This is a genomic window from Pseudomonas sp. Sample_22 (genome assembly GCF_004307635.1).
Lineage (GTDB): Bacteria > Pseudomonadota > Gammaproteobacteria > Pseudomonadales > Pseudomonadaceae > Aquipseudomonas.
This window is the reverse complement of sequence record NZ_RCNY01000033.1, coordinates 1-17556: the sequence shown is the minus strand read 5'-3', so window position 1 is coordinate 17556 and position 17556 is coordinate 1. Positions and strand designations below refer to the sequence as shown.

At 57.6% G+C, this 17556-nt stretch carries 18 protein-coding genes and 1 tRNA gene; 5 read left to right on the top strand and 14 right to left on the bottom strand.

Annotated elements, in window-relative coordinates:
- Positions 1-28: 28 nt before the first annotated feature.
- Positions 29-1678 (bottom strand): phosphoethanolamine--lipid A transferase, encoded by a 1650-nt coding sequence (locus D8U73_RS09255; protein WP_130904302.1) that lies wholly within the window; start codon positions 1676-1678, stop codon positions 29-31.
- A gap of 398 nt (positions 1679-2076) precedes the next feature.
- On the opposite strand from D8U73_RS09255, the gene D8U73_RS09250 reads away from it, so the two are divergent.
- Together D8U73_RS09250 and D8U73_RS09245 are read left to right on the top strand one after the other, a co-directional pair.
- Positions 2077-3261, top strand: coding sequence for a cyanate transporter (locus tag D8U73_RS09250; RefSeq protein ID WP_130904301.1), 1185 nt, complete (start codon positions 2077-2079; stop codon positions 3259-3261).
- A 122-nt stretch (positions 3262-3383) separates the two neighbouring features.
- Complete coding sequence (locus tag D8U73_RS09245) at positions 3384-4319, top strand: LysR family transcriptional regulator (RefSeq protein ID WP_130904300.1); 936 nt, start codon at positions 3384-3386, stop codon at positions 4317-4319.
- A gap of 3 nt (positions 4320-4322) precedes the next feature.
- Here D8U73_RS09245 and D8U73_RS09240 read toward each other — a convergent pair whose 3' ends face one another.
- From D8U73_RS09240 to dapA, 8 genes are all read right to left on the bottom strand, one after another.
- The gene (locus D8U73_RS09240) at positions 4323-4688 is read right to left on the bottom strand and encodes a 5-carboxymethyl-2-hydroxymuconate Delta-isomerase (RefSeq protein ID WP_130904299.1); all 366 of its coding nucleotides are present in this window, start codon (positions 4686-4688) and stop codon (positions 4323-4325) included.
- A 57-nt stretch (positions 4689-4745) separates the two neighbouring features.
- Positions 4746-5672 (bottom strand): LysR substrate-binding domain-containing protein, encoded by a 927-nt coding sequence (locus D8U73_RS09235; RefSeq protein WP_130904298.1) that lies wholly within the window; start codon positions 5670-5672, stop codon positions 4746-4748.
- Between the two features lie 99 nt (positions 5673-5771).
- On the bottom strand, positions 5772-5969 hold the full coding sequence (locus D8U73_RS09230) for a DUF1508 domain-containing protein (RefSeq protein ID WP_056856009.1): 198 nt from the start codon (positions 5967-5969) through the stop codon (positions 5772-5774).
- 309 nt (positions 5970-6278) lie between these two features.
- Positions 6279-6368, bottom strand: a tRNA-Ser gene (locus D8U73_RS09225).
- An 83-nt stretch (positions 6369-6451) separates the two neighbouring features.
- Positions 6452-7165, bottom strand: a complete 714-nt coding sequence (gene purC, locus D8U73_RS09220; protein WP_047526793.1) for a phosphoribosylaminoimidazolesuccinocarboxamide synthase — start codon at positions 7163-7165, stop codon at positions 6452-6454.
- A 28-nt stretch (positions 7166-7193) separates the two neighbouring features.
- The gene (locus D8U73_RS09215; RefSeq protein ID WP_056856010.1) at positions 7194-7952 is read right to left on the bottom strand and encodes an MBL fold metallo-hydrolase; all 759 of its coding nucleotides are present in this window, start codon (positions 7950-7952) and stop codon (positions 7194-7196) included.
- 4 nt (positions 7953-7956) lie between these two features.
- The gene (gene bamC, locus D8U73_RS09210) at positions 7957-9072 is read right to left on the bottom strand and encodes an outer membrane protein assembly factor BamC (RefSeq protein WP_130904297.1); all 1116 of its coding nucleotides are present in this window, start codon (positions 9070-9072) and stop codon (positions 7957-7959) included.
- A gap of 17 nt (positions 9073-9089) precedes the next feature.
- Positions 9090-9968 (bottom strand): 4-hydroxy-tetrahydrodipicolinate synthase, encoded by an 879-nt coding sequence (dapA, locus tag D8U73_RS09205; protein WP_056856012.1) that lies wholly within the window; start codon positions 9966-9968, stop codon positions 9090-9092.
- Positions 9969-10296: 328 nt separating this feature from the next.
- Here dapA and D8U73_RS09195 point away from each other — a divergent pair, with 328 nt between their 5' ends.
- Both D8U73_RS09195 and D8U73_RS09190 read left to right on the top strand, forming a co-directional pair.
- Entirely contained in the window at positions 10297-10857 is a 561-nt protein-coding gene (locus D8U73_RS09195) for a glycine cleavage system protein R (protein WP_056856013.1), read from the top strand.
- A gap of 11 nt (positions 10858-10868) precedes the next feature.
- The gene (locus D8U73_RS09190; RefSeq protein ID WP_056856014.1) at positions 10869-11342 is read left to right on the top strand and encodes a peroxiredoxin; all 474 of its coding nucleotides are present in this window, start codon (positions 10869-10871) and stop codon (positions 11340-11342) included.
- Between the two features lie 119 nt (positions 11343-11461).
- On the opposite strand, the gene D8U73_RS09185 is transcribed toward D8U73_RS09190, so the two are convergent.
- Together D8U73_RS09185 and D8U73_RS09180 are read right to left on the bottom strand one after the other, a co-directional pair.
- Positions 11462-12532 (bottom strand): AI-2E family transporter, encoded by a 1071-nt coding sequence (locus tag D8U73_RS09185; protein WP_056856015.1) that lies wholly within the window; start codon positions 12530-12532, stop codon positions 11462-11464.
- Between the two features lie 31 nt (positions 12533-12563).
- The gene (locus tag D8U73_RS09180; RefSeq protein ID WP_056856016.1) at positions 12564-12803 is read right to left on the bottom strand and encodes a sulfurtransferase TusA family protein; all 240 of its coding nucleotides are present in this window, start codon (positions 12801-12803) and stop codon (positions 12564-12566) included.
- 98 nt (positions 12804-12901) lie between these two features.
- Between D8U73_RS09180 and D8U73_RS09175 the strand changes: the two genes are divergently transcribed.
- Entirely contained in the window at positions 12902-14335 is a 1434-nt protein-coding gene (locus D8U73_RS09175) for a M48 family metalloprotease (RefSeq protein ID WP_056856017.1), read from the top strand.
- A gap of 64 nt (positions 14336-14399) precedes the next feature.
- On the opposite strand, the gene D8U73_RS09170 is transcribed toward D8U73_RS09175, so the two are convergent.
- The 3 genes from D8U73_RS09170 to D8U73_RS09160 form a co-directional block, all read right to left on the bottom strand.
- The gene (locus D8U73_RS09170; protein WP_056856018.1) at positions 14400-15827 is read right to left on the bottom strand and encodes a DegQ family serine endoprotease; all 1428 of its coding nucleotides are present in this window, start codon (positions 15825-15827) and stop codon (positions 14400-14402) included.
- Positions 15828-16005: 178 nt separating this feature from the next.
- The gene (locus tag D8U73_RS09165) at positions 16006-16965 is read right to left on the bottom strand and encodes a MucB/RseB C-terminal domain-containing protein (protein WP_130904296.1); all 960 of its coding nucleotides are present in this window, start codon (positions 16963-16965) and stop codon (positions 16006-16008) included.
- A gap of 8 nt (positions 16966-16973) precedes the next feature.
- Positions 16974-17556, bottom strand: a 583-nt coding sequence (locus D8U73_RS09160; protein ID WP_130904295.1) for an RseA family anti-sigma factor, incomplete at its 5' end; no start/stop codon positions are given.

Genomic DNA, 17556 nt, shown 5'->3' with positions numbered 1-17556 from the left:
GGCCAAACCATCTCGGATCACGCAACACTCATTTATTCGCCAACACGCCATCGATCACTGCTGCGCGGCATCCGGCAAACATATCCAGATCCTGGTTATAGACTTTGCTGTTGACCTCCAGCAACCCCAGCATCGAGTGGAACAGGTTGTCCTGGCTAAGAGGCTTTTCACGGCTTAGCTGCAGACAATGGGTGTCGACGGAGAATGACTTTTGATAACTGTCGGAGAACCAGGCGAGCATCGCCACATGCTTTTGTTGGTCCGGCGCCAGCATGTACGGCGTGCCGTGGAGGAAAAGGTTGTACTCGCCCAGGGATTCGCCATGGTCCGACAGGTAAAGCATCGCCGTATCGACCTTGTCCTGATTGTTGCGCAGCAAATCGATCAGTGTCGACAGCACATGGTCGGTATACACCAGGGTATTGTCATAGCCATTGACGATACTTTCACGGCTGCAATTGTTCAGCGCATTACTCTCACAAACCGGCGTGAATCGTTCGTACTCTTTCGGGTAGCGCTTGAAGTATTCCGGGCCGTGACTGCCCATCTGGTGCAACACCAGTACCGTGTCTTTATCCAGGTTATCGATGAAATGCTGCAGGCCTTGGAGCAGGATCTCGTCGCGGCACTCACTGTTGGCGCACAATACCGGGTCCTTCAACTTGCTGACATCCTCGAGCGTGACCCGATCACAAGTGCCTTTGCAGCCCGACTGGTTGTCGCGCCAGATCACGTCCAGACCCGCTCGCTTGAGCACGTCCAACAGCCCCTCTTCGTTCTTCGCCTTGCTCGCGCTGTAATCCTTGCGCCCCATATTGGAAAACATGCACGGCACCGAGACGGCGGTTTCAGTGCCACAGGAATGCACATCGGTAAAGGCGATCAGGCCGGCTTCTTTACTCAGCGTTGGCGTGGTGTCGCGGTCATAGCCGAGGATGCCAAAGTTCTCGGCCCGGGCGCTTTCACCCACCACCAGCACCGTCAGGGATTTGCGGCCATGGGTCTGCCAAACCGGATTTCGCTGGGCGTCTTCGCCAACAGTGGCAAAGGGTTGTCGGGCAGACGCGACCTGCTCACGCAAGTAGCCAAAAGATGCCCCGATGTAGTTGCTGGGCACCACCATCAGTCGCAATTCGTGGTGATTGCGAAACAATGAAGCAAGGCCCTGATAGTTGACCAGTGCCACACCGCCGATGACGGCTAGCGACGCCACACTCACCAGAACTTTACTCAACAGTTCACGGTGCCAGCGACGGTAATTGATCGGTGTTTTCCACAACAGCAACGACGGTAATACACCCAACATCAGAATATAAACAAACAACTTTAGTGACAGTAAGTCACGAACTTCCGTGGCATTGGTTTCAGCAAAGTTACGAAACATGCCGGCATCGATCAGTACGCCGTACTGACTCATGAAATAGGCGACGCCAGCGCTGACCATGAACAACAGCGTCAGCACGGGCTTCATGACGGGCCGAAACGCCAGCAAGGTCAGCACAATGTTGAAGGCGGCGAGGATCATCGCACCGAAAGCCACGCGCATGACGACACCCTTGCCATCTGCCGCCGTAATCTCGAACAAGTGTTGCCACAAGACAAAGTTGAAAGCTGCTAATAAGAATGCGCTGGCAATCAGTGTCACCCACTCGGAGCGCACGGCTTTAATCTTCAACATGAGATTGGCTGTTCCTGAAAAGAAGTGCCCACGGCGTATGTGAAAATTTCATTTACCGCGACAACACTGATTCTGCGCAGTCGACCATCAATTTTTTGTGAAAAAGAAGCCAACGATTAGTTGGCCTCTGAGATTAGCCTGACACTTTTAGAATATTTGAGAATGATTCAGCTGTAGTTCAGGGAGCGGGTGAATACAACTCCATTCCCTTATGGGAGCGAGCCTGCGCGCGATCGCGGTTTATCAGGCAACGGTGATGCTGAATGTCATGCCCTCTTCGCGAGCAAGCTCGCTCCCGCAGGGACCTATTTAATTTTTGAATACCGCGGCGGATTTTCTGATTTGCCGCCTCCCCCACTGGCGCGCCTAATCGATCTCCTGTTTCTCAAGGACCGATTATGGAAAACGTTCGCGCAACCTCCCGCCCTGCCCTCTGGTTAATGCTCAGCATCATTCTTGTAGCCCTGAACCTGCGCCCCTCCATGGCCGCCGTCGGGCCTTTACTGTCGGCCATTCGTGGCGACATCGCGCTGAGTTTCAGCCTGGCGTCACTGCTGACCATGCTGCCCGTCATGGCGATGGGCCTGGCGATGTTCTTCGGGCTAGCCGTCAGTCAGCGCCTGGGTTCACAACGCACCGTTGTGCTTTCGCTATTGATCATCGGTATCGCCACCGTCTCGCGGTTATTCATCGATTCGGCGTCCGAACTGATCCTCAGCGCCGTACTGGCCGGCATCGGTATTGCGCTGATACAGGCGCTGATGCCGGTGCTGATCAAATCCCGCTTCAGCGACCATGTATCCCTGTGCATGGGGCTTTACGTCACGTCGATCATGGCCGGTGCCGCTATCGCCGCTTCTTTCGCGCCACTGGTGATGGTCCGCACGGGTAGCTGGCGTGCCGGCCTGGCGATCTGGGCCCTGCTGGCGGTGTTGGCGTTGCTGTTCTGGTACGGCCAACGCGCCAGGATGCCGGTTCAGGACGCAAAGCCATCGAGCAATGGATCTTTCTTCGGCAATTCCCGCGCCTGGCTGCTGGCGGTTTTCTTTGGTTTGGGCACGGCGTCCTACACCTGTGTTCTGGCCTGGCTGGCGCCGTATTACGTGGAAAAAGGCTGGAGCGAACAAAACGCCGGACTGTTGCTAGGCTTTTTGACCGCCATGGAGGTGCTGTCGGGCCTGCTGACGCCCGCCATCGCCAATCGCAGCCGTGATCGACGCCTGGTGCTGGCGGTGTTGCTGGCGCTGATCATCGCCGGTTTCTGCGGGCTGATCTTGAGTCCGCAACACCTGAGCTTGCTGTGGCCGTGCCTGCTGGGCTTGGGCATTGGTGGGTTGTTCCCGATGAGCCTGATCGTGTCGCTGGATCATCTAGATGAACCCCGACGCGCCGGTGGCCTGACCGCATTCGTGCAAGGAATCGGTTATTTGATCGCCGGGCTCTCGCCGCTGTTGGCCGGGATGATCCGCGATCAGCTCGGCAGCTTCGAATGGGCCTGGTGGTCACTCACCGCAGTGATGGTCCTGATGCTATTGATGGTCTTGCGCTTCAATCCGCGGCACTACGCCCGACACTTTCACTGACTTGCCAACAGCTGCTCACAGTTGCATGCCTGCGCGAGATTCTCCTCGCGCTGGCATTCCGCTAGGATCGTTCGCACAAGTTTGCGCACGATCCGCGCAATATGCGCAGTGGGACGCAAGGAATGCTCAACAGTAACGTGTTACGAAAGCTCGACATGCAGGACCTCATGGTATTCGTCGCCGTGTATGAGCAACAAAGTGTCACCGAGGTCTCCGAAGCGCTGAGCGTCAGCCAGTCCACCGTGAGTTACTGCCTGAAAAAACTGCGCAACGGTTTCTCCGACGACTTGTTCATCAACACCCGCACCGGCATGCACCCCACTTCCAAAGCCAGCAGCATGTACCCGCATGTGCTGAAGATTCTCGAAAGCATCAACCTGTGCCACAGCGGCGCACCGGCATTCGATCCGGCCTTGCAACCGGCGACCTTCAACATTTGTGCCCCGGAATACTTCGAGCAGTTGATCCTGCCGCCACTGCTCAAGCGCTTTGCTATGGCCGACCTTGCGGTGATGGTCAACGTGCACAAATTCGAAACAGACATTCCGGTCGATGCTCTACGGAATGGCAGCCTTGATCTGGTGATTGGCTTCGGCCCGAACTTTCACCGCAGCCACGGCGATTTCAATGCGCAGGTGCTGATGGAGGATGATCTGGTGTGTGTCTTCGACAGGCGTGCCACGCCGCTGGAACCGCGGCTGAGCCTGCAAACTTTCGTCGAGCGCCGGCATGTGTTCCCAACGCCCTGGACTTCCACCACCAATATGGTCGACGGTTGGTTGGCGCAGCAGGCGCAACAACGGCAGATTGTCGCTCGAGCCAACAGCTACGGCGCGGCGCTAAAGATGATCACCGGCACTGACTTCATTCTGACCTTGCCCAGACGGATCCAGCAATTACTGGCCGAGCAGGCCGCCTTCGACCACCGTGAAGCCCCCGAGGGCTTGCCGGGCTTCACGCTCGACATGCGCTGGAGTCAAAGGCTGGATCAAGACAGCGCCAACACCTGGTTGCGTGAGCAAGTGATGATGGCTTGCGCCGACCAGAGGATGTCCTGAAATTCAGACGGCGATTGCGGTCTTGGCGTACGACTCGCGATCGATGTCGAGAATCTCCACACATAGCTGAACTTCAACGCCTGCCGGCCACGCACACAAATCCTGCACCACCGCTAACAGGCTGGCGGACAACTGCTGCTTGATCTGCGCAGAACGACCGCTCAACACCGCCAGCTTCACGTGCACGAACGCCCGCTCGGCCAATGCGGTCCCGATCTTGAACGTCTCGACCTTGACCGCGCGACTCTTGATGTCGGACTCGGCACCGAACTGACCGGAAGCCACCAGCGTATTGTTGAGCCGCATCAGCGCCACATCGGCATTCAGATCAGGCAGATTGGCGGTATATTCCAGGTGCAGGTGAGGCATGGCAGGATTCCTGTAGATCAATGGCAAGTACGTACATATAGCACAGCGCTGCCGTGGTTATTGGGGTAGCGACATCAGATCGCGCTCACCCATGAATGCTTCAATTCGTGACCGCAACCAGCGTTCGGCGGGATCGCTGTCGGCATGACTGAGCCAGACCATGGACAGTTCCAGGGTCGGGGTCTTGAACGGAAACGGCTCCATGAACAACTGACCCGAAGCCGCCATCGCTGCAGCGGTGTAGTCCGGCAGGCTTGCAATAAGATCGGTCCCGGCAAGCAACGCTGGCAGCGAACTGTATTGAGGCACCGAGAGCACCACCTGACGCGACCGACCGATCTGCGCCAGCCACTCATCCGCAAAACCGCTGACGTTGGCGATGTGCGACACCAGCACATGGGGGCGCGAGCAATATTCATCGACCGTCAACGGCGTATCGGAGGCATCGGCGCGCAAAACACTGGGGGAGATATGGCGCAGCAATTTACGCTTCGCGTTTGCCGGCAGGCCGCGAGTCTGGCTGATACCCACCGTAATATCCCCCGACGCCAACAAGTCTGGAATTCGCCAGTAATCGACATTCTGCACCACGAAAACCACCTTCGGCGCCTCCTGGCGCAACGCGCGCAGCAGGGGCGGCAACAGACCGAACTCGACATCGTCGGACATCCCGATCCGAAAGGTCATGGTGCTGTTACCCGGGTCGAAATCGTGGGTCAGGCTCAACGCCACCGATAACGAATCCAGTGCCGGCGACAGATAGCGAAAAATCTCTTCGGCCCGCGCCGTCGGCTCCATGCGATGACCGACGCGAATGAACAAAGGATCATCGAACATCGTACGCAAGCGGTTGAGCGCCGAGCTGATGGTTGGCTGGCCGAGAAACAGCTTCTTCGCCACCTTGGTGACATTACGCTCAAGCATCAGCGACTCAAACACCACCATCAGGTTGATGTCGGCCTTGCGTAGTTCGTTGCGATTCATCCATTGCCCCGGCGCTAAAAAACTGCCGACAGTTTAGGGAGATGTCGCAATCGGCGTCTATATAACGAAGCTGCCCTGATATTGAGCAGCTTCGACACGTCATGCCTGGAGCTGCTTGACCGGCGTCAGGTCAGATGTCCCCTTGATCAAGCTGATTGCATGCACGCAATCAGCTTTGTTGACGTATGCCTCGCCACTGGCGATCGTTTCATGATTCCCTGCCCGCAAACGCCACCTCCACTGACCTTTGCCAGTCAGGATCGAGCCGCGGGTTTGCCTGTAAATCTCAAAATACATAGTTCGCTCCTTGCGATGGCTGATTACAACAGGTCGCTGACCTGTGCATGCCAGAGTAGATGAGGTTTTTTTCGAGGGAAGTCTGGGGGTGTCAGAGAATATTTCGGGAGAAAACGCTGAACCTCGGGGGCGGCCAATGGATTAAGGGAGCGGTAAATTCAGAGACAACAGAGAGTAATTTTTCTCGTAAATCGGCATATTTTTCTTACATCGAAACGATGCTCGGTCCGACGATCAATCATCGACAAAAAAACCGGACAAACAAAAAAGCCCCGCAGCTTGTTCAGCTACGGGGCTTTTTCTATGTAATGGCGGAGAGATAGGGATTCGAACCCTAGGTACCGGTGAAGGTACAACGGATTTCGAATCCGTCCCATTCGGCCACTCTGGCATCTCTCCAACGGCGCGCATCATAACAACACTTTTGCCGGAAGCGAACCCCCTGAGCGAAATATTTCTGTGCTATCAGATGCTTGCGTCGATTAAAGCGGTACGCCCAGACGGTTGGCGACTTCTTCGTAGGCTTCGATGACGTCACCCAGGCCCTGACGGAAGCGGTCCTTGTCCATTTTCTTGCCGGTGGCCTTGTCCCACAGGCGGCAGCCGTCCGGACTGAACTCGTCACCCAGGACGATGGTGCCGTCGTGGAAAACGCCGAATTCCAGTTTGAAGTCGACCAGCAGCAGGCCGGCGTCGTCGAACAGTTTGCTCAGGACTTCGTTGACCTTGAGCGACAGTTCTTTCATGCGAACCAGTTGCTCGGCGGTGCCCCAACCGAACGCCACGACGTGGGATTCGTTGATGAACGGGTCGCCCTTGGCGTCGTCTTTCAGGAACAGTTCGAAGGTGTAAGGGTTGAGCTTCATGCCCTCTTCAACACCCAGGCGCTTGACCAGGCTGCCAGCGGCGTAGTTACGCACAACGCATTCAACCGGGATCATGTCCAGTTTCTTCACCAGACACTCATTGTCGCCCAGCAGTTTGTCGAACTGGGTCGGCACACCGGCGGCTTCGAGTTTCTGCATGATGAAGGCATTGAACTTGTTGTTCACCATGCCTTTGCGGTCAAGCTGCTCGATGCGCTTGCCGTCGAACGCCGAAGTGTCGTTACGAAACAGCAGGATCAGACGGTTAGCGTCGTCGGTCTTGTAAACCGACTTGGCTTTGCCGCGGTAGAGTTCTTCACGTTTTTCCATGATGGGCTCCGCTTGCTAAGTAGATGGGCTAGGCGATATGTCGCCAGTCGAGCCCTGAATCTTGATCGGCCAGTTGCAGCCAGTCCGGGTCGCACCCGAGGGTGTCGACAAAACATTGCCGGGCCAGCTGCGGCAGGTTGTTCTTGCTGCTCAGATGGGCCAGGACCAGGTGTTGCAGGCCTTGCCAGCCCAACTCGGACACCAGGAATGCCGCCTGGTGGTTGTTCAAATGTCCCAGTTCACCGCCTACCCGTTGCTTGAGAAAATACGGGTAGTGACCGCGAGCCAGCATGTCACGGCAATGGTTGGCCTCGATCATCAACGCATCGAGGTCCCGATAACCGTCCAGCACCTTGTCGCAATACGAGCCGAGATCGGTCAACAGGCCGAAGCGCCGCTCACCATCACTGAAAACGTATTGCGTCGGTTCCTGCGCATCGTGGGCCACGGCAATGACACCAATGCTCAAGGCACCGATTTGCAGTTGCTCGCCACCGGCCAGAAGGCCTGCGGGTTCAATCGGTTTGCGCATCCCGCGCAAGGTCCCGCGACTGAGGTAGACAGGCAGATTGTAGCGCCGAGACAGCAAACCCACGCCATGCACGTGGTCGGCATGTTCGTGGGTCACTAGTATCGCGCTCAGCTGCGCAGGGTTCACACCCAGGCGCAGCAGGCGTTTTTCGGTTTCCCGCAGGGAGAAACCACAATCCACCAGCACATACGTTTCAGCGCTGGCTATCAGCGTGCCGTTCCCTTGGCTACCGCTGCCGAGAACGGCAAAACGCATTTGATCAGCCCAGGTTGTCCTGAATGACGCTCAACACTTTGCGCGCGACGTCAGCAGGCGCGACAGTGTTGATGTTTTTCTCGACGGTAACCTGAACGTTTTCGCCAACTTTGCTCAGGCGAACCTGATAACGCTCGGCGCGGGCTTCAACTTCTTCCTTGTTCGGCGCGCTGCCGAACAGGCTGCTGAAGAAGCCAGGCTTGTCGTCTTTCTTCTCGGCTTTTTCGGCCAGGTTGATGTAGTACAGGCCCAGGCTGCGGTTGATGTCCTCAACGCGCCACTCGCCTTGTTCCAGCGCACGACCGACGCTCGACCAGGCACGGTCCAGATCGGTACCGACGTTCAGCACCGGGTTGCCGCTACCGTCTTCGCTGAGGCTGACACGGCTTGGCGCATCGAAATCACGCGAAGCCAACATGGAGACAGAACCGCCCTTCTCGGAGATGCGGCTCATGCTCGCCAGCATGTCATCGACCAGTGCAGCATCGAGGCCAGTGTTGACCGAACGGTTGGTGAAAGCGACGTCGGCAGTGCTGCCGGCGGGACGCTCGGCGCTGACCACGTAGACTTCACTGGTATTACGCTGCACACCCGGCTCGATACGTACCCGTACGCGGGTTTCGCTGTCGGTGCTGACACCAGCAGCGCTCAGGCGCTTGGCCATGGCAGCGGACAGTTCGTCGGAACGCTGCCAGGTGGTGGTGAACTCACCGGTTTGCGGGCGCTGTTCATCCAGGCGGAAACCGTTGTCCTGGAAGAACTGAACAGCCACGGGCCAGATTTCGGCCGGAGGGTTCTGCGCCAGGATCGAGCGGGAGTCGCCGCTTTTTTGCAGCGAGTACGGGCTGGCATCGGCAGCGGCCGACAACGGCTGCGGACGAGGCACAACATACTCGCCCTTGGCGGTGTCGCCGGCGACGTTGCGCGGGATCGGCAACAGCGGATCCAGACGCTTGGCGGTGGTGATGTCGGGTGGCAGTTGCATCGGTGCAGTCTGTTGCGCTTCCAGGTAATCACTACCACGGTCACGGAAATAACCTTCCGGGCCCCAGATCCATCCGCAGCCACTGGTGCTGGAGATAATCAAGGCAAGTGCGGAAAGTCCGGCCATTCGCTTCATGCGTAGTACTTCCTCAATTAAACCAGGACGCTGCACTGGCGCAGGGCCGTGCGAAGCGTTTCATGACAAGGTGCGCTCAGCCAGGTCAGCGGCAGGCGAATGCCTTCCTGCATCAGGCCCATTTCAACCAAAGCCCACTTCACCGGAATCGGGTTGGCTTCAATGAACAGGTCTTTGTGCAGAGGCATCAGTTTTTCGTTGATTGCACGGGCGGTCGCGGCGTCGCCCTTGAGAGCGGCTTCGCATAGATCGGCCATTTCGCGCGGAGCGACGTTGGCAGTCACCGAGATGTTGCCCTTGCCGCCCAGCAGGATCAGCTCGACAGCGGTCGGATCATCACCGGACAGGACGATGAAATCCTTGCTGACGCCATCGAGGATGGCTTTGGCGCGTTTCAGATCGCCAGTCGCTTCCTTGATGCCGATGATGTTCGGCACGGTGGACAGGCGGATGACGGTCTCGGCCTGCATGTCGCAGGAAGTGCGGCCAGGAACGTTGTAGAGGATCTGAGGGATGTCGACGGCTTCGGCAATGTGCTTGAAGTGCTGGTACAGGCCTTCCTGGGTCGGCTTGTTGTAGTACGGCACGACCAGCAGGCAGGCGTCGGCGCCGGCCTCTTTGGCGTTACGGGTCAGCTCGACGGCTTCGCGAGTCGAGTTGGCGCCGGTACCGGCAATCACCGGAATGCGACCGTTGACCTGCTTGACCACGGCTTTGATGACGGCAATGTGTTCTTCGACATCAAGGGTTGCCGACTCGCCGGTAGTTCCGACTGCGACAATGGCATGGGTGCCGTTCTCGAGGTGGAAATCCACGAGCTTGCTGAGGCTGGCCCAGTCAAGACGCCCTTGTGCATCCATGGGTGTGACCAGTGCCACCATACTGCCCGCAATCATGAAACCGCTCCTGCCGGAAAAAGAGAGCGGTAATGGTACTGGCGCCAAGATGCTTGTACAAGCGAAGTACTGCGCTGCCGCCATTCCCCTTGGCGTCGCTTTTCGCTACCCTTCAGACTTTGATCGATACTGACAAGCTCGTACATCGGGTTTGAGCCTTCAATTTCGGCATCACAAGCCCCGTCCCAGCGTTGCCACCCTCCGCTCCTGCCATACTGGAGCACGTTGCAGCCTGCGCCCGGAGCTTTCTGAATCCGCATTCGCAGGCTCACTCCCGGCAGAACGAGCCGATAGAAGTACCGACCGCTCATCGCTTTAGGAATGCTGCATGTCCACCCCCACAGTTCGCGAACAATTCCTTGTCATCAGTGCCCTCGGCGCCAACCCCATGGAGCTGACCAACGTCCTGTGCCGTGCCAGCCATGAAAACCGCTGCGCCGTGGTCACCTCCCGCCTGACCCGTCATGGCGAGTGCAGTGCGCTGGTTCTCGAAGTCTCCGGCAGCTGGGATGCCCTGGCACGCCTGGAAGGCAGCCTGCCGGTACTGGCCAAACGGCACGCCTTTACCGTCAACGTGGTACGCAGCGCGGCTCTGGAGAATCGTCCCCAGGCCCTGCCTTATGTTGCTTATGTCAGTTCGGCCTACCGTTCCGACATCATCAACGAGTTGTGCCAGTTCTTCATGGATCACAACGTCGAGCTGGAAAACCTGACCTGCGACACGTATCAGGCACCGCAGACCGGCGGGACCATGCTCAATGCCACATTTACCGTGACGTTGCCGGCCGGCGTGCAAATCAGCTGGCTGCGCGATCAGTTCCTGGACTTCGCCGACGCGCTGAACCTGGATGCCCTGATCGAACCGTGGCGCCCACAGAACCCAATGTAAGGAAGCTTTTCATGGCCGTTGCCATCGACCAACCGGTTGCCGACTTCGAAGCACCCGCCACCAGCGGGCAGACCGTCAGCCTGGCGAACCTCAAAGGCAAGCAAGTGGTGATCTACTTCTATCCAAAGGACAGCACACCGGGCTGCACGACCCAGGGTCAGGGCTTTCGCGATCAACTGCAGGCTTTCAAAGCCGCCAATACCGAAGTGTTCGGGGTTTCTCGCGACAGCCTGAAGTCCCACGAGAACTTCAAGGCGAAGCAGGCGTTCACGTTCGAGCTGATCAGCGACAAGGAAGAAGCGCTTTGCCAGCTGTTCGACGTGATCAAGCTGAAGAAGCTTTACGGCAAGGAATACATGGGCGTGGATCGCAGTACATTCCTGATCGACAAGGATGGCGTCTTGCGTCAGGAATGGCGCGGCGTGAAAGTGCCGGGGCATGTTGATGCCGTGCTGGCTGCCGCTCAGGCGCTGAACAAGGCCTGATACCAAAAAGATCGCAGCCCATGGTCCTGCAAGAATAGAGTTCGTCGCCGTTTCTGCGCATCGAACCCAATCCCGCAGGAGCTGCCGCAGGTTGCGATCTTTTTTCGTTTCACCACAATCTACAGCAGTGGCGCCACGACCGGCTCCTTGCGCGGCCACGCGTCCAGCACCGCCTTGAACAGTGTCGCCAGGGGAATGGCAAAGAACACCCCCCAGAACCCCCACAGCCCGCCAAACAGCAGCACTGCACAGATGATCGCCACCGGGTGCAAGTTGACTGCCTCGGAGAACAGCAGCGGCACCAGTACGTTGCCATCCAGCGTCTGGATGATCCCGTACACCGCCATCAAGTAGATGAATTCATCGCTCCAGCCCCACTGGAACAGTGCAATCAGAAACACCGGCACGGTCACCACCACGGCGCCGACATAAGGCACCACTACCGAAATTCCCACCAGCAATGCCAACAGCGCCGCGTAGTTGAGTTCCAAAACAACGAAGGCGATGTAGGTCACGCCACCGCAAATGAAAATCTCGATGACCTTGCCGCGAATGTAGTTGGCGATCTGTCGGTTCATGTCATGGGCGACCCGGGTGATCAATGCCCGCTCGCGTGGCAAGTAGCCACGCACCCACTGGCCGATCATGGCTCTATCCTTCAGAAAGAAGAACACCAGGATCGGCACCAGGACCAGGTAGATCATGATATTCACGAGCAACGGCAGGCTCGATAGCGAGAACGTCAGTGCCCACTGGCCAAATTTTCCTATCTCGCCCCGCGCCGCTTCGATGGCCCGCAGCACCTGCTCGTCGGATACCAGATGCGGGTAACGCTCGGGCAACAACAACAATAGCGATTGCCACTTGGCGAGCATGCCCGGCAATTCATTGAACAACGTGATCAATTGATGCCAAAGCAGCGGCACGACCACCACGATGAATACCAGCAGCACCCCCATGAACAAGGCAAAAACCAGCCCCACCGCCACCCAGCCCGGCACGCGCATCCGTTCGAGCGCCACCACCAACCCTTGCATCAGGTAGGCCAGCACCATCCCGGCCAACACTGGCGCCAGCATGCCGCCCAGGGTGAGGACCGCGGTGAACGCAAGAAACAGCAGCACCGCCAACACCACTGCTTCTTCATCCGAGAAATAGCGCTGAATCCAGTCGCGTAACACTTTGAACATCAATAATCCTTAAGAACAAATGCCGCAGATTTCAGGCTTTTTTCAACCAGTAACGGTAAACGCCCGCCTCGTCTTCTTCACGAAGCAGCGTATGACCGGCCAATCGGGCAAAGGTGCGAAAGTCGCGCTGCGAGCCCGCATCGGTGGCAATGACCTTGAGTATCGCGCCACTGGCCATCCGATTGAGTTCCATCTTGGCCTTGAGCAACGGCAACGGACAATTCAGGCCGCTGGCGTCCAGCTCAACGTCATGGGCTACAGCATCGATCATTGCATCACTCCGGGTCGGGTAGTCGAGTTGCCTAGAATATCTGGTCGCAGGGCTGGTGTCCGGCTACAGTAAGCTCTTTGTCGACTAAGGCTCTGTGCATGACTTTTTTGCGCCCTACCCTGCTGACGCTCGCTTGCCTGCTCGCCTCACCGGGCTTCGCCGACGACCTGCCGTCACTCGGCGACGCCAGTTCTGCCATTGTCTCGCCGCAGCAGGAATACCAGCTGGGCCGCGCCTGGCTTGCGCTTTTGCGCAGCCAGGTGTCACAACTCAACGACCCGCAACTCAAGGACTACGTCGAATCCAGCGTTTATCGCCTTGTCGAAACCAGCCAGGTCAATGACCGGCGTCTTGAGTTCATCCTGATCAACAGTCCACAACTTAACGCTTTCGCAGCACCCGGCGGCATTGTCGGGGTCAACGGTGGTTTGTTCCTCAACGCCCAGAGCGAAGGCGAATACGCTTCGGTACTGGCGCACGAACTGGCTCACTTGTCGCAGCGCCACTTTGCCCGTGGCGTTGAAGCACAACAACGCATGCAAGTGCCGATGATGGCCGCGCTGCTGGCCGGTATCGTGATTGCCGCAGCCGGTGCCGGTGATGCCGGGATCGCGGCCATTGCGGGTACGCAGGCGGCGGCGATCCAGGAACAACGGCGCTTCTCTCGCCAGAACGAACAGGAAGCCGACCGTATCGGCATCCTCAACCTGGAAAAAGCCGGATACGATCCGCGCTCGATGCCCTCCATGTTTGAGCGCCTGGGGCGGCAGTACCGTTTTGATGCCAAGCCACCGGAATTCCTGCTGACTCACCCGGTTACTGAATCGCGGATCGCGGACACCCGCAACCGCGCCGAACAGGCGCCACAGGGTGGTATCGAAGACACCTTGCGTTATCAATTGATTCGCGCTCGCGTTCAATTGATCTATGAGGAAACGCCAGGTTTGGGTGCCAAGCGCTTCCGTGCCCAGCTGGATGAAAACCCGAAAAGCGATGTAGCTCGCTACGGCCTGGCCATCGCCCAAGTCAAGGGCGGCCAATTGAACGAGGCACGGGAAAATCTCAAGCTGTTGTTGGCCAAGGCGCCAAACGAGATCATCTACAACCTCGCGCAGATTGATCTGGATATCACCAACAATCGGCTGGCCGACGCGCAAACGCGGGTTGACCGGATGCTGACTCAATACCCCGGCAACTATCCACTGAACCAGGTGCGTGTCGATCTGCTGCTGAAACAAAACCGCGCCGCGGACGCCGAAAAAGCGCTGGAAGGCCTGCTCAAGTCACGCCCGGACGATCCGGACGTGTGGTATCAGGTGGCAGAAACGCGCGGCTTGTCGGGCAACATCATCGGCCTGCATCAGGCACGGGCCGAATACTTCGCGCTGGTCGGCGACTACCGCCAGGCCATCCAGCAACTGGACTTCGCCAAGCGCAAGGCTGGCACCAACTTCCCACTGTCGTCACGTATCGATGCCCGCCAGCGAGAGCTGATGGAGCAGGAGCGCATGATCAAGGACATGATGGGATAATTTGAAACCCGTATAAAAAAACCGCCTCTTTCGAGGCGGTTTTTTTGTTCAACCTGCAACCGGTTTATTCAGCCAGTTTGAAGGTGATGAAGCTGGCGCGCCCCTGACGCAATACACGCATCGACACCGAACGATTCTTCGGCAGCGCCTTGGCGATGTCAGTGAATTGCTTGGTGGACTCGATCGCCTGGTTGTTCAGGTGAGTAATGACATCACCCGGTTGCAGACCGATCATCGAGGCAGGACCTTCCTGCACTTCCTTGATCACCACGCCACTTTTGAGGTCGTAGGTTTTCTTCTGTTCCGCGGTCAACTCGACAACCGACACACCCAGGCGATTGCTGCTGCTCTCTGCACCAGACTTCGGCAATGCATCAAGTTCTTTGTCTTCATCAGGAATGGCTCCGACCGTCAGTTCGACGTTCTTGCGCTTACCCTCGCGGATCACTTCCAGATTAGCCTTGGACCCCGATTTCAGTGCACCCACCAGATGCGGCAGATCGGCGGACATGACGATCGGCTGACCGTTCATGCTCAGAATCACATCACCCACCTGCAGACCACCCTTGGCAGCCGGACCGTCATCCTGGATCTGGGCAACCAGCGCACCGGCCGGTTTTTCCAGGCCGAACGACTCGGCCAGATCCTTGTTCACTTCCTGAATCACTACACCCAACCAGCCACGGCTGACTTTGCCGCCACTTTTGAGCTGATTGGAAACGTCCATGGCCACGTCGATTGGAATCGCGAACGACACGCCCATGAAACCACCGGAACGGGTGTAGATCTGTGAGTTGATGCCAACCACTTCCCCGTTGAGGTTGAACAACGGACCACCGGAGTTGCCCGGGTTGATCGGCACGTCGGTCTGAATGAACGGCACATAGTTTTCATTCGGCAGGCTACGACCGACGGCGCTGACGATGCCTTGAGTGACGGTGTGGTCAAAACCGAACGGCGAACCGATCGCCACAACCCATTGACCGGCCTTCAGATCCTGGGATTTGCCGAGTTTGAGAACCGGCAGATCCTTGCCTTCGATTTTCAGCAACGCCACGTCGGAGCGAGGATCAGTACCGACCAGTTTGGCTTTCATTTCACTGCGATCGGCAAGACGCACAAGAATTTCGTCAGCGTCAGCGATCACATGGTTGTTGGTCAGAATGTAGCCATCTGGCGAGATAATGAAACCCGAACCCAGGGATTGGGCTTCGCGCTGACGATCGCCGCGCGGCGATCGCGGTTGCGGCGGCATGCCGCGCTCGAAGAATTCGCGCAGCATTGGCGGCAAGCCTTCAAGGTCAGGCATCTGCTGGTTCACTTTACGATCCGGCAGCTTCTGCGTGGTACTGATGTTCACGACCGCGGGCGACGCCTGTTCAACCAGTTGCGTAAAGTCAGGCAATTCGACTGCTTGTGCAGCGACCGACTGACCGAGCACCAGCACGGTGGCAAAAATGGAAAGATAAGTCTTCAAGCGTGGTATCGACATACGGCTCCCGTTACGACGAGCATGGTTAAGCGATATGGATCAAGGAACACCGAGAAAGATACGCCGGTATTTTTGTTCCGGGAACAACAAACAAGGCCAGAGCCGAGGGGCTCTGACCTATAAAAAATTTTGGGGGGATTTGCAAACTGAAATGCTCACGAAACATTTCGACTGCAGCTCACTGCTTGGTTGCAGTGGCGTCGTTGCGCATGGACAAGGCTATGCGTTCAGCGGTGCCGACCGGAATTTCACCCACTACCGTAACCATCATTTCACCTTGCGCAGTGGTCAATCGCCGGGATACAGCCACCGTTGGCCCCAACTGAGTGCGGGTATCAGTGACGGCAGCGCCGTTCAATGGCTCAAGGAATACAGAAAAACGCGCCAGACCATCGTCATACATCAGGCTATTGACCTGGGTTTTGGTCTCGGGATCCTTGCGTACCGTGCTGCTGGTCAGCTCGAATCCGGGTGGCAACCAGTCTGAATGCCAGGCCTGGGCTGTCTTCACCGCCGAAGCCTTGTCACTGTCGAGGTTGACCGCCTTACAATCGCTGCCGGGCTGCAAATCGCGATCGGACGGAACATCAGCGGTGTCCAGTTGCGTGAACTGGAATCGCTCAAGCAGGCGCCCCTTGTCATCGAGCAACAACGACTTGAGTGGCAGCCCGGTTTCCTTGTCCAGGTGCAACTCAAAACCGTAGCGGTGCTGGTCGCGAGGCGTCAAAGACACAATTACCGCTGAACGCCCGGCAACACGCGACTTGCCGATAACCGCAAGGTCATACCAATTCTTGAGCTTTTGTGGATCAAGTGCACGAGCGGCGGAATTGGGAGAGTCCCCAAGCCCTGCTATCAGGGTGCCGCTGACACATTGTGTCTGACCATCAACGCGCACAACCTCCTGAGCCGATCCGTCGAGCTGGAGTAAACGCTCGCGGACTTTTCCATCATGGACGCGGTGCCAGATGTTATGGGTAGAAAAACTACCGTTACGCTCGTAGACGAAGGTACCGAAGAAGCTTTGCTGTTGCTCGGCCTGACCAAGACGGGTCAACCAGTCCTGGGCTTCATCGGCGTGGGCTGGAACAACGAACCAGCCACCGAGCAGAAGCGAAAGTAGAGGTTTGGCGCGCATGATCCTCCTTAACGGTTTTCCAGGCTTGCGGCACGAGCGTAAGGCAGAGCGCTCTCAGTGCCCTTCAATGCAGCCTGTTGAGCATGTTGGCGCAGGTAGCTTGGCAGACGCTGATCGTGCCAGCCTGGCTGACCCTGCAATACGCCGTTGGCCATTGGACCAGTGGCTTCCGAACTCTCATTGTAGCCTGCCAGAACAGCCGGGCCCTTGACTTGAGGAGCGGCCAGATTCTGTTGGCTGGACTGTTGAGCCAGTTCGACACCGGCGATCTCGTCCTGGTTGTACAGGCGAACGCCCGCCAGTACGGCAACCGTTACCGAAGCAGCGACAGCCAGACGACCCAGGCTGCGCCATGGACCACGAGTGGCTTTTGCCGGTACGGCTTCGTCAGCCAGGGCTGCCGAAACGGCCGCAGCAATGTCCAGACGTGGAAGCAGCAGATCCTTGTGCATTGCTGCCCGAGCGATCTGATAACGAGCCCACGTTTCACGAGTTTCAACATCGTCACAGGCACTGAGTACCCGACGCAATTCCAATTCGTCCGCTTCGTTATCCATCACTGCGGACAGCGATTCCTGCAGGGCTTCACGA

What these genes read in the sequence shown, in the direction of transcription:
- D8U73_RS09255 (WP_130904302.1), bottom strand. Translation starts at nt 1,678, where the DNA reads ATGTTGAAGATTAAAGCCGTGCGCTCCGAGTGGGTGACACTGATTGCC.
- D8U73_RS09250 (WP_130904301.1), top strand. Translation starts at nt 2,077, where the DNA reads ATGGAAAACGTTCGCGCAACCTCCCGCCCTGCCCTCTGGTTAATGCTC.
- D8U73_RS09245 (WP_130904300.1), top strand. Translation starts at nt 3,384, where the DNA reads ATGCTCAACAGTAACGTGTTACGAAAGCTCGACATGCAGGACCTCATG.
- D8U73_RS09240 (WP_130904299.1), bottom strand. Translation starts at nt 4,688, where the DNA reads ATGCCTCACCTGCACCTGGAATATACCGCCAATCTGCCTGATCTGAAT.
- D8U73_RS09235 (WP_130904298.1), bottom strand. Translation starts at nt 5,672, where the DNA reads ATGAATCGCAACGAACTACGCAAGGCCGACATCAACCTGATGGTGGTG.
- D8U73_RS09230 (WP_056856009.1), bottom strand. Translation starts at nt 5,969, where the DNA reads ATGTATTTTGAGATTTACAGGCAAACCCGCGGCTCGATCCTGACTGGC.
- purC (WP_047526793.1), bottom strand. Translation starts at nt 7,165, where the DNA reads ATGGAAAAACGTGAAGAACTCTACCGCGGCAAAGCCAAGTCGGTTTAC.
- D8U73_RS09215 (WP_056856010.1), bottom strand. Translation starts at nt 7,952, where the DNA reads ATGCGTTTTGCCGTTCTCGGCAGCGGTAGCCAAGGGAACGGCACGCTG.
- bamC (WP_130904297.1), bottom strand. Translation starts at nt 9,072, where the DNA reads ATGAAGCGAATGGCCGGACTTTCCGCACTTGCCTTGATTATCTCCAGC.
- dapA (WP_056856012.1), bottom strand. Translation starts at nt 9,968, where the DNA reads ATGATTGCGGGCAGTATGGTGGCACTGGTCACACCCATGGATGCACAA.
- D8U73_RS09195 (WP_056856013.1), top strand. Translation starts at nt 10,297, where the DNA reads ATGTCCACCCCCACAGTTCGCGAACAATTCCTTGTCATCAGTGCCCTC.
- D8U73_RS09190 (WP_056856014.1), top strand. Translation starts at nt 10,869, where the DNA reads ATGGCCGTTGCCATCGACCAACCGGTTGCCGACTTCGAAGCACCCGCC.
- D8U73_RS09185 (WP_056856015.1), bottom strand. Translation starts at nt 12,532, where the DNA reads ATGTTCAAAGTGTTACGCGACTGGATTCAGCGCTATTTCTCGGATGAA.
- D8U73_RS09180 (WP_056856016.1), bottom strand. Translation starts at nt 12,803, where the DNA reads ATGATCGATGCTGTAGCCCATGACGTTGAGCTGGACGCCAGCGGCCTG.
- D8U73_RS09175 (WP_056856017.1), top strand. Translation starts at nt 12,902, where the DNA reads ATGACTTTTTTGCGCCCTACCCTGCTGACGCTCGCTTGCCTGCTCGCC.
- D8U73_RS09170 (WP_056856018.1), bottom strand. Translation starts at nt 15,827, where the DNA reads ATGTCGATACCACGCTTGAAGACTTATCTTTCCATTTTTGCCACCGTG.
- D8U73_RS09165 (WP_130904296.1), bottom strand. Translation starts at nt 16,965, where the DNA reads ATGCGCGCCAAACCTCTACTTTCGCTTCTGCTCGGTGGCTGGTTCGTT.